The following is a 9711-nucleotide window of genomic DNA, read 5'->3' on the forward strand; positions in this document are numbered from 1 at the left end:
TCGGCCGGAGCGGCGACAGCGAGCAGCGGCAGGCACAGCGCGGCGGCCGCCAGCCACGTGGTGGCTGGGCTCCGTTGCGCGCGCGCGAGCGCGGCCGAATCGGCACCCGGTTTCATACCCCTGACTCCTATCAACTGCAGGGTGGGAATCCCATATGCGATTGAACGTAACGGCAGAATGAACAGGCTGGTTGCGGGCGTTTTCGCCGCTGCTGTGGCGACAGGCACACAGTATCGCTCGGCGGCCGGGTGTTTGCCTGTTGCTGCGGGCTTGGCGGGGCGGGTGCAACATGCCAAAAGGCGGGCCACAACCCGGCCTGTTCGGCCCGTTTTCGTGATGAAGGTTCTGCCATGCGGCGACTTGCAACCCTGGTCTTCCTGTCCTCGCTGGCGGTGCTGGCGCCGGCGTGCAGCCGCGGCAAGAAGCCCAGGCTTGCGGCCGAAGCGCCGGCCCGTGTCACCACGCTGGGCATCAACGCCTATCTGTGGCGCGCCGCACTCGACACCATCGCCTTCATGCCGCTGGCCCAGGTCGATTCCAACGGCGGCGTGATCATCACCGATTGGTATGTCTCGCCGCAGAGCGCCAACGAACGTGTGAAGGTGACGGTCACCATCCTCGATGCCGAACTGCGCGCCGATGCAGTGCGGGTGAGCGTGCAGCGCCAGACGCTGGGCGCCACCGGCTGGGCCGAGGCCAATGTGCGCGCCGGCACCGTGCAGCGGCTGGAAGAGACCATATTGGGCAAGGCGCGCGATCTGCGCCGCAGTGCCATCGTTCCTGATCGCTGAGACCCCCCATGCCCCGGTTTGACCACCAGGCCGCCGAAGCGCGGTGGCAGGCGCTTTGGGATGAACGGCAGAGCTTTGCCGCGCGCGATGACAGCCCGCGGCCCAAGGCCTATGTGCTTGAAATGTTTCCCTATCCGTCGGGGCGCATCCACATCGGGCACGTGCGCAACTACACGATGGGCGACGTGATGGCACGCGCCCGGCGGGCGCAGGGTTTTGAAGTGCTGCACCCGATGGGCTGGGATGCGTTCGGCATGCCGGCCGAAAATGCCGCGATGGAAAAGGGCGTTCACCCCGGCGCCTGGACCCGGGCCAACATCGCCGCGATGCGCGCCCAGCTGAAGCGGCTGGGCTTCGCGCTGGACTGGAACCGCGAACTCGCCACCTGCGAGCCCGACTATTACGGCCACGAACAGGCGCTGTTCCTCGACATGTTGGCCGCCGGCCTCGTTTATCGCAAGGAATCGGCGGTGAACTGGGACCCGGTCGACATGACCGTGCTGGCCAACGAGCAGGTGATCGATGGCCGCGGCTGGCGATCGGGCGCGCTGGTCGAACGCCGCAAGTTGAGCCAGTGGTTCCTGAAGATCACCGATTTCGCCGACGATCTGCTGGGTGGGCTGCAGGGCCTGGACGCGTGGCCGGAGAAGGTGCGGCTGATGCAGGAGAACTGGATCGGCCGTTCAACTGGGCTGAAGTTCACCTTCCAGGTGGCCGAAGGCGGCCAGTTCGACGTGTTCACCACCCGGCCCGACACGCTGTTCGGCGCCAGCTTTGCGGCCATCGCGGCCGATCACCCGCTCGCCCGCAGTTGCGCGGAAACCAATCCGGCGCTGGCGGATTTCATCGTGCAATGCCAGGCCGGCGGCACCGCGGCCGCCGATATCGAGACCCAGGAAAAACTGGGCTTTGACACGGGTTTGAGCGTCATCCACCCGCTCGATCCGGCGATCCGCCTGCCGGTGTTCGTCGCCAATTTCGTGCTGATGGACTATGGCACCGGCGCGCTGTTTGGCTGCCCCGGCCATGATCAGCGCGACCTGGATTTCGCCCGCAAATATCAGTTGCCCGTGATCCGCGTCGTCGCGGCCGACGGCGAGGAAAATGCGCCGATCCACGACGAGGCCTACACCGGCCCCGGCCGCATGGTGAACTCGCGCTTCCTCGACGGCATGACCGCCGACGAGGCGCGTGCTGCCGTCATCGCCCGCGCCGAGGCCGAGGGTTGGGGCGAAGGCGTGACGCAATATCGCCTGCGCGATTGGGGCGTGAGCCGCCAGCGTTACTGGGGCACGCCGATCCCGATCATTCATTGCGAGATCTGCGGCGCCGTGCCGGTGCCCAAGAAGCAACTGCCGGTGATCCTGCCGGATGATGTGGACTTTTCCATCCCCGGCAACCCGCTCGATCGCCACCCGACGTGGAAGCATGTGGATTGCCCGCAATGCGGCAAGCCGGCCCGGCGCGAGACCGACACGCTCGACACCTTCACCAATTCGTCCTGGTATTTCATCCGCTTCGCCAGTGCGCCGGATGATCGCCCGTTCGACCCGGCGGTGGCGGCGAAGTGGCTGCCGGTGGGCCAGTATATCGGCGGGGTGGAGCATGCCATCCTCCACCTGCTCTATGCCCGTTTCTGGACCCGCGCCCTGCAGCGTATCGGCATGCTCGACGTGGCCGAGCCGTTCGCTGGCCTGTTCACGCAAGGCATGGTGACGCACGAGACCTACAGCCGACCGCAGGGGGAAGGCCTGCCGCCGATCTGGTATGCCCCCGACGAGGTGGAGCGCACCGGTTCCGGCGCCACGCTGAAGGCAGATGGGCAGCCGGTGGAGATCGGCCGCGTCATCAAGATGTCGAAATCCAAGAAGAATGTCATCGATCCCGATGCCATCCTTGGCCGCTATGGCGCCGATGCCGTGCGCTGGTTCATGCTGTCGGACAGTCCGCCCGAGCGCGATCTGGCCTGGTCCGAAGCCGGCATCGACGGCGCCTGGCGTTTTGTGCAGCGCGTGTGGCGCCTGGCCGAAGACGCGGTGCAGGCTGTTGACGGTGCGGCCAATGCCAAGCTGGATCGCATTGTTCACCGCACCATCGCGGCGGTGACCGGCGACATCGACAAGTTGCAGTTCAACAAGGCCGTTGCCCGCCTCTATGAACTGGTCGGCGCCCTGGAACGCGCACCCGCCGGCCCCAGCCGCCGTGCGGGCGTGATCACGTGCGTGCAACTGGTGGCACCGATGGTTCCGCACCTGGCCGAAGAGGCGTGGGCGCTGCTCGGCCAGCCGGGCCTGGTCTGCGATGCGGCCTGGCCGGTCGCCAACCCGGCGTTGCTGGTTGATGATGAGGTGACGATTGCCGTGCAGGTCAACGGCAAGCTGAAGGGTGATTTCACCGCGGCCAAGGGCAGCGACAAGGCCGCGCTGGAAGCCGCCGCGCTGGCGCTGCCCGGCGTGCAGCGCACCCTTGACGGCGCCGCCCCAAAGAAGATCATCGTGGTGCCCGATCGATTGGTGAACATCGTTGCCTGATTCCCCCCGCCCTGTACGCAGCCTTGCCCTGCTGATCTGCGCCGCGCTGGCCCTCGCCGGCTGCCAGCTCAGCCCGGTCTATGGCGGCGGCAGCCAATCGGCGCCGGCGACGCTGTTGGCCGATATCGGCATCGCGCCGATCCCGGAACGCTCCGGCTTCATGGTGCGCCAGGCGCTGGAGGAGCAGTTCGGCCACAGCGCCGCCAACCCGCGCTATCGCCTCGAAGTCGCGCTGGACGACCAGATCACTGCCTTTGGCGTGCGCGGCGACTCCTCGGCCGCCCGCGAGCGGCGCACGCTGCGGGCCCGCTATCGGCTGGTCGATGTCGCGACCGGCACCGTGCTGGTGGACGATACCGCCGCCGCCGATGCCGGGATCGATCGCGTCAGCTCCAATTTCGCCGTTGTCGCCGCCGAAACCACGGCGCTGGAACGGCTTTCCATCGATATCGCCCGCCAGATCAGCGCGCGGCTGGCCCGTTACGCCCGCGCCGCCAAGGGCTGAGGCGGCGGCGTGAAGGCAGACGGATGAGAGTCGATTCTGGCCGCATCGCCCTCATCGCCCGCGCCTGGCCGGCGGATCTGCGGCTGGTGCTGCTGCACGGCCCGGATGAATCGGCCTCGCGCGACATGGCCGGCCAGGTCGCGGCCGGCCTTGGCGCCGGCGTCACCGTCACCGAATTGGCCGGCGCGGCCCTGAAAGCCGACAGCCAGGCATTGCTCGCCGCGGCCACCAGCCTGTCGATGTTCGGGGATCGCGAGCTGGTGCGTGTCGACGGGCTGGATGAAGATGGCCTGGCGGCGGTGCAGGCCCTGCTCGACGGGCCGCCCGGCCACCCCGTGCTGGCCACCGCCGGCAGCTTCAAGAAGGGCAGCAAGCTGCTGGCGCTGGCCGAAAAACATGCCGCAGTCGCCGCCTGCATCAACTATGAAGCCTCCTTGCGCGACGCGGGCCGCCTCGCCGCCGACATGGCTGCCCCTCTCGGCTTGCGGCTGGAGCGCGGCGTGCCGGAAGCGCTGTTCGAAAGCAGCGGCGGCGATCGCATGATCATGCGCCGCGAACTGGAAAAATTCGCGCTCTACAAGGACGCCAGCCCGGAAAGCCCGCAGCGCCTGGCGCTGGAGGACATGGCCGCACTCGGCATCGAATCCGGCGAGGCCGAACTCTTCGCCCCCATCGCCGCCATCACCACCGGTGACGTCGCCGAAGCCACCGATCTCATCGGCCGCCTTGCCGACGGCACCGCTATCCCGCTGCTCCGTGCCCTCGAACGCCGCCTCGCGCAACTCACCCTGCTGCGCGTCGAGGTGGACCAGGGCCAGAGCCCGGCCGCCGTGGTGGAAGGCCAGGGCAAAGCCATCTTCTGGAAAGAAAAGCCCATCATGATCAAGGCGTTGAGCCTGTGGCCGCAGCCGGCCCTGGCCAGCGCCATGGGCGACGTGCTGGCCGCCGAACGCGCGGTCAAATCCAGTGGCGGGATTGCCGATCTGGGCGTGCAGCAGATGCTGCTGGACCTGACGCGGCGGGCGTCGGTGGCTGCGCGCCGGCGCTGAAGAAGGGGCAAAAAGGGGCCTCCGGCGGGCAGGGGCTGAGCCCCTGCACCCACTTTCGTTTTGGATGACGCTCAAATTTGAAGACGGCGCCGCAGGCAAGGATATATTGCCTGCGGCGCTGTCTTGCTGTGGGGGACTGCCTGACAACAACCGGGTGCAGGGACTGAGTCCCTGCCCGCGGCGGGTCCCATCGAAACTCTGTTTCGATGGGTGCCCTCGGAGGCCCTCCTAACTTCTCAAGCTACCCCCAGCCGGGCGCACAGCAGGTCCAGCTGGTCGAGGTCGGCGAAGCGGATGGTCAGGCTGCCGCTGGTGGCGCCGGGGGCGACTTGCAGGGCGACGGGCATGCCGAGGGCTTCGGCCAGTTGTTCCTCAAGCGCATCGCTGTTGGGATCGTTGGCGGCGGCCGGGGCGCTGGTGCGGGGTTTTGCGGGCCGGGTCTTGCCGCCGGCGGCGAGGGCTTCCAGCGCACGCACGGAAAGCCCTTGCTTTACAGCCTGTTCGGCCAGTTGTTCGGCATTGGCGACGCCGACGAGGGCGCGCGCGTGACCCATGGAGAGGGCGCCTGATTCGACGAGGGCTTGCACGGGCGCGGGCAGATCGAGCAGGCGCAGCAAGTTGGTGACGTGGCTGCGCGACTTGCCGACGATATCGGCGAGGACGGCCTGGGTGTGGCCGAAGTCGGCGATGAGTTTCTGGTAGCCGCGGGCTTCCTCGATGGCGTTGAGATCGGCGCGCTGGATATTTTCGATCAGCGCGATTTCAGCGACCTGCCGGTCATCGAGCGGGCGGATGACGACGGGGATTTCGTGCAGCCCGGCGGCCTGGGCGGCCCGCCAGCGCCGTTCGCCGGCGATGATCTGGTGACGGCCGCCCAGCGGCCGGACCAGGATGGGCTGCAGGATGCCGTGGGCCTTCACCGAGGCGGTGAGTTCGGCCATGGCGGCTTCGTCGAACTGGCGGCGCGGCTGGCCGGGGTTGGGCAGGATATCGGCAACGGGGAGGCGCACGACGCCGGGGGCCGAGGCGGGCGGCGGCGCGGCGATATCATCGAGCAGGGCTGAAAGGCCGCGACCCAGGCCAGATTTCCGTTTTGCGTCAGTCATTTACGTCCTCTTCATCCCGCCAGGGCGAGCGGCCCGTCGATGCGATCAATCAGTTCGCGGGCGAGGGCCAGATAGGCTTCGGAGCCGGCACAGCGGCTGTCATAGATCAGGGCCGGCAGGCCGTGGCTGGGCGCTTCCGAGAGGCGGACGTTGCGCGGTACCATTGTTTTCAAGACCTTGGCACCCATCACCGCCCGCACATCGGCGCACACCTGGTCGGAGAGGCGATTGCGGCGATCGACCATGGTCAGCACAATGCCCAGCAGTTCCAGCCGGCGGTTCAGTCCGGCCTTCACCCGTTCGATGGTGCCGAGCAGCTGGCTGAGCCCTTCGAGTGCGAAGAATTCGCTCTGCAGCGGCACCAGCACGCTGTCGGCGGCGACGAGGGCATTGACGGTGACCAGGCCCAGCGACGGCGGGCAATCGATGATGACGACATCGAAGGCCGGCAGGCTGGCCAGCGCGTCGGCGAGGCGGTGGGCGCGGCGATCGGCATCGACCAGTTCGACTTCGGCGCCGGCAAGGGCGGAGGTGGCGGGCAGGATGGCCAGACCCGGAATGGCCGTATCGCGCACCGCCTCGGCCGCCGGCACACCATCCACAAGCACTTGATAAATCGACGGTTCGCGATCCTTGCGGCCGATGCCCAGGCCGGTGGAGGCGTTGCCCTGCGGATCGGAATCAACCACCAGCACGCGCTTGCCGATCGCGGCCAGCGCGGTCGCCAGATTGACCGCCGTGGTGGTCTTGCCCACCCCGCCCTTCTGGTTGGCGATCGCAATGATCATCGGCGTTTAACCCCTTTCGCGACCACGATGCGGGCATCGGAATCGGTGCGGCTGGGAATCAGCTCATGCTCAAAGTGGAACCGCTTGGCGGCGCTGGCAAGCTCTTCCTGCACCCGCGCGCCTTTCGGCAGGATCCAGCGTGTGCCGGATCCGGCGAAACGAAGGCCCCAATCGAACAAGGTGTCGAGACTGGCGGCGGCGCGGGCGGTGATGATGTCAAATTTGCTCCCGCCCAGCGCCTCGATGCGGACATTGGCGACCTGCACGTGGCCCGCCGTGTCCGTCTGCTGGCTGACGGTGTCCAGAAAGCGGCATTTCTTGGTGATGGATTCGACCAGTGTGAAGCGCGCGGTTGGATCAAGGATGGCCAGCACCAGGCCGGGAAAGCCGCCACCGGCGCCGATGTCGAGCCATGACTTGCCGGTGCCGGCGATCGGCAGCAGTTGCGCCGAATCACGGAAGTGGCGATCCCAGATGTGGGGCAGGGTGGATGGGCCGACGAGGTTCATGCGTTGCTGCCATTCGGTGAGCAACTCTGCATAACGGTCAAGCCGGGCCAATGTTTCACGTGAAACATCAAACTCCGCCGCAAAGGCGGCGCGGGCATCGTCGCTCATCTCAGGCCGCTCGGCGGGTCGTGTGCGGCAGCAGGGCGATCAGCGCCGCCGGCGTGATACCGGGGACACGGCTTGCGGCGCCCAGCGTCAATGGCCGTGCCCGGCTCAGGCGCTCGACCATTTCCTTGGACAGGCCAGCAACCGCCGCGAAATCCAGCGACGCCGGCAGGCTCAGCGCTTCATCGCGACGCAGCGCCGCGACCTCAGCCTCCTGCCGCGTCACATAGGAGGCATAATTGGCGTCCACGGCCAGGCTGGCGAGCAGATCATCGGGCACTTGCGCCAGCTCCGGCCACACGCGCCGCGCCGCTTCATGGGTGACCGCCGGAAAGCGCAGCCATTCGAAGAGGCTGCGCGACTGGCCATCCTGGCGCACGTCGATGCCATGGCTGGCGAGCTGGTGCGGCGTGGCGGACAGGCTGTCGAGCAACACCCGCGCCGCCGCCCGCGCGGCCTGCTCATTGGCGAAGTCTGCCGCCTGGTCGGGCGGGATGAGGCCCAGCGACAGGCCCAGCGGCGTCAGCCGTTGATCGGCATTGTCAGCCCGCAGGCGCAGGCGGTATTCGGCGCGGCTGGTGAACATGCGATAAGGCTCCGCCACCCCGTGGGTGGTGAGATCATCGATCATTACGCCGATATAGGCCTGGGTGCGGTCCACGATCAGATCGGGCTGGCCCAGCGCGGCCGCCGCGGCGTTGGCGCCCGCCACCAGGCCCTGCGCCGCTGCTTCCTCGTAGCCGGTGGTGCCATTGATCTGGCCGGCCAGGAACAAGCCCGGCACGTCCTTGGCGGCCAGCCCCGGCGTCAGCGCGCGTGGATCGACATGATCATACTCGATGGCATAGCCGGCACGCAGGATGCGGGCGCGCTCCAGCCCCTTGATCGAGGCAATGAACTTTTCCTGCACGTGCAGCGGCAACGACGTCGACAGACCATTGGGATAGATGGTGATGTCGTCATACCCCTCCGGCTCCAGGAAAATCTGGTGGCCGTCACGGTCACCAAAGCGCACCACCTTGTCCTCGATCGACGGACAATAGCGCGGCCCGACCGAATCGATATGGCCGCCATAAAGCGCCGATTCGCCCAGATGATCACGGATGATGCGATGCGTCTCCGCATTGGTGCGGGTGATGGCACAGGGCAGCGCCGGGCGGCCATTCGGAACACTGCGCCGGCTGAAGCGCGGATCGTCCGCATCGCCATGCTGCCACTCCAGCACCGCCCAATCGATGCTGCGGCCATCGAGCCGCGCCGGCGTGCCGGTCTTCAGGCGGCTGACAGGAAGACCCATCGCCCGCAGCGCGGCGCCGAGATCGGACGCCCCAGAGGCCTTTGGCGCGCCAACCCGGCCGCCGGCTTCGCGCTGGCTGCCAATGTGCATCATGCCGCCCAGGAAGGTCCCGGTGGTGAGAACGACCGCCGGTGCGCTGAGCCGGCCCACCGCCGCGTCGACGCCCGTGATGCGGCCCTGCGCCAGCACCAACCCCTCAACCGCCGCCGCGATCACCGCCAGATTGGGGAACTCCGCCAGCACCTGCGCCATCGCCGCGCGATACAAGGCGCGATCCACCTGCGCGCGCGGGCCGTGGACGGCGGGGCCTTTCGACCGGTTCAGCAGCCGCGCCTGCAACCGCGCCGCATCGGTCACCCGACCCATGATGCCACCCAGGGCGTCAATCTCGGTGACCAGGTGGCCCTTGCCAATGCCACCCACGGCCGGATTGCAACTCAACGTGCCGGGATCATCGGCGCGCAACGTCACCAGCGCGACACGCGCACCACGACGGGCGGCGGCCGCAGCTGCCTCGCAACCGGCATGGCCGGCGCCGACGATGATGACATCATAATCGTGCATGGCGGTGTCCATAGCGATTCGGCGCGGATGTTTCACGTGAAACATTCGGGGAGAAGGAAGGAGGGCCTCCGGCGGGCAGGGGCTGAGCCCCTGCACCCACTTTCGATTCTGGGCGGCGCCTGTGCTTTCAAGACAGCGCCGCAGGCTCCTTTCATTGCCTGCGGCGCTGGCGAGCGCTCTCAGGATCGTGCGCGCCCGAAAACGAACGGGTGCAGGGACTGCGTCCCTGCCCGCCGGAGGCCTATTCTTCTCTTTTACTTCCCGATGCAGAACCGACTGAAGATCCGGTCCAGCACGTCGTCCACGCCCACGCGCCCGGCGATACGGCCAAAGGCGTGGGCTGCAGCGCGGAGATGCTCGGCGCGCAGGACGGGTTCGGGGGCGTGGGCGGCTTCGCGCAGGGCGGTTTCGGCGTCGGCGAAGGCAGCGCGGTGGCGGGCGTGGGCGAGGAGGGCGGGTTCGCCGG

At 67.8% G+C, this 9711-nt stretch carries 8 protein-coding genes and 1 pseudogene; 4 read left to right on the plus strand and 5 right to left on the minus strand.

Features of this window, described 5'->3' with window-relative positions; all coding sequences use genetic code 11:
- The first annotated feature begins 350 nt into the window (after positions 1 to 350).
- The 4 genes from GJ693_RS10750 to holA are packed head-to-tail and all read left to right on the plus strand — an operon-like array spanning position 351 to position 4876.
- A complete protein-coding gene (locus tag GJ693_RS10750; RefSeq protein ID WP_156256305.1) occupies positions 351 to 791 on the plus strand; it encodes a DUF3576 domain-containing protein in 441 nt (146 codons plus the stop codon).
- Positions 792 to 799: 8 nt separating this feature from the next.
- Positions 800 to 3322, plus strand: a complete 2523-nt coding sequence (gene leuS, locus GJ693_RS10755; protein ID WP_156256306.1) for a leucine--tRNA ligase — start codon at positions 800 to 802, stop codon at positions 3320 to 3322.
- Complete coding sequence (gene lptE, locus GJ693_RS10760; RefSeq protein ID WP_197042117.1) at positions 3315 to 3827, plus strand: LPS assembly lipoprotein LptE; 513 nt, start codon at positions 3315 to 3317, stop codon at positions 3825 to 3827. Before leuS ends, lptE begins: the two co-directional genes overlap by 8 nt.
- A 23-nt stretch (positions 3828 to 3850) precedes the next feature.
- Entirely contained in the window at positions 3851 to 4876 is a 1026-nt protein-coding gene (gene holA, locus GJ693_RS10765; protein WP_156256307.1) for a DNA polymerase III subunit delta, read from the plus strand.
- 236 nt (positions 4877 to 5112) lie between these two features.
- Here the strand turns inward: holA and GJ693_RS10770 are convergent, their stop codons facing one another.
- The 5 genes and pseudogenes from GJ693_RS10770 to GJ693_RS10790 form a co-directional block, all read right to left on the minus strand.
- Positions 5113 to 5982 (minus strand): ParB/RepB/Spo0J family partition protein, encoded by an 870-nt coding sequence (locus GJ693_RS10770; RefSeq protein WP_156256308.1) that lies wholly within the window; start codon positions 5980 to 5982, stop codon positions 5113 to 5115.
- An 11-nt stretch (positions 5983 to 5993) separates the two neighbouring features.
- Positions 5994 to 6770 (minus strand): ParA family protein, encoded by a 777-nt coding sequence (locus GJ693_RS10775; RefSeq protein WP_156256309.1) that lies wholly within the window; start codon positions 6768 to 6770, stop codon positions 5994 to 5996.
- Entirely contained in the window at positions 6767 to 7387 is a 621-nt protein-coding gene (gene rsmG / locus GJ693_RS10780) for a 16S rRNA (guanine(527)-N(7))-methyltransferase RsmG (protein ID WP_156256310.1), read from the minus strand. The genes GJ693_RS10775 and rsmG overlap by 4 nt, the downstream gene beginning before the upstream one ends.
- Position 7388: 1 nt before the next feature.
- On the minus strand, positions 7389 to 9245 hold the full coding sequence (gene mnmG / locus GJ693_RS10785; RefSeq protein ID WP_197042118.1) for a tRNA uridine-5-carboxymethylaminomethyl(34) synthesis enzyme MnmG: 1857 nt from the start codon (positions 9243 to 9245) through the stop codon (positions 7389 to 7391).
- 254 nt (positions 9246 to 9499) lie between these two features.
- Positions 9500 to 9711 (minus strand): annotated as a pseudogene (locus tag GJ693_RS10790) (tRNA uridine-5-carboxymethylaminomethyl(34) synthesis GTPase MnmE); the annotation flags it as partial.

This window comes from Sandarakinorhabdus oryzae (assembly GCF_009733735.1).
Lineage (GTDB): Bacteria > Pseudomonadota > Alphaproteobacteria > Sphingomonadales > Sphingomonadaceae > Sandarakinorhabdus > Sandarakinorhabdus oryzae.

Coding starts and splice junctions, on each gene's coding strand:
- leuS (WP_156256306.1), top strand. CDS start 800: ATGCCCCGGTTTGACCACCAGGCCGCCGAAGCGCGGTGGCAGGCGCTT.
- holA (WP_156256307.1), top strand. CDS start 3,851: ATGAGAGTCGATTCTGGCCGCATCGCCCTCATCGCCCGCGCCTGGCCG.
- GJ693_RS10770 (WP_156256308.1), bottom strand. CDS start 5,982: ATGACTGACGCAAAACGGAAATCTGGCCTGGGTCGCGGCCTTTCAGCC.
- GJ693_RS10775 (WP_156256309.1), bottom strand. CDS start 6,770: ATGATCATTGCGATCGCCAACCAGAAGGGCGGGGTGGGCAAGACCACC.
- rsmG (WP_156256310.1), bottom strand. CDS start 7,387: ATGAGCGACGATGCCCGCGCCGCCTTTGCGGCGGAGTTTGATGTTTCA.
- mnmG (WP_197042118.1), bottom strand. CDS start 9,245: ATGCACGATTATGATGTCATCATCGTCGGCGCCGGCCATGCCGGTTGC.
- GJ693_RS10750 (WP_156256305.1), top strand. CDS start 351: ATGCGGCGACTTGCAACCCTGGTCTTCCTGTCCTCGCTGGCGGTGCTG.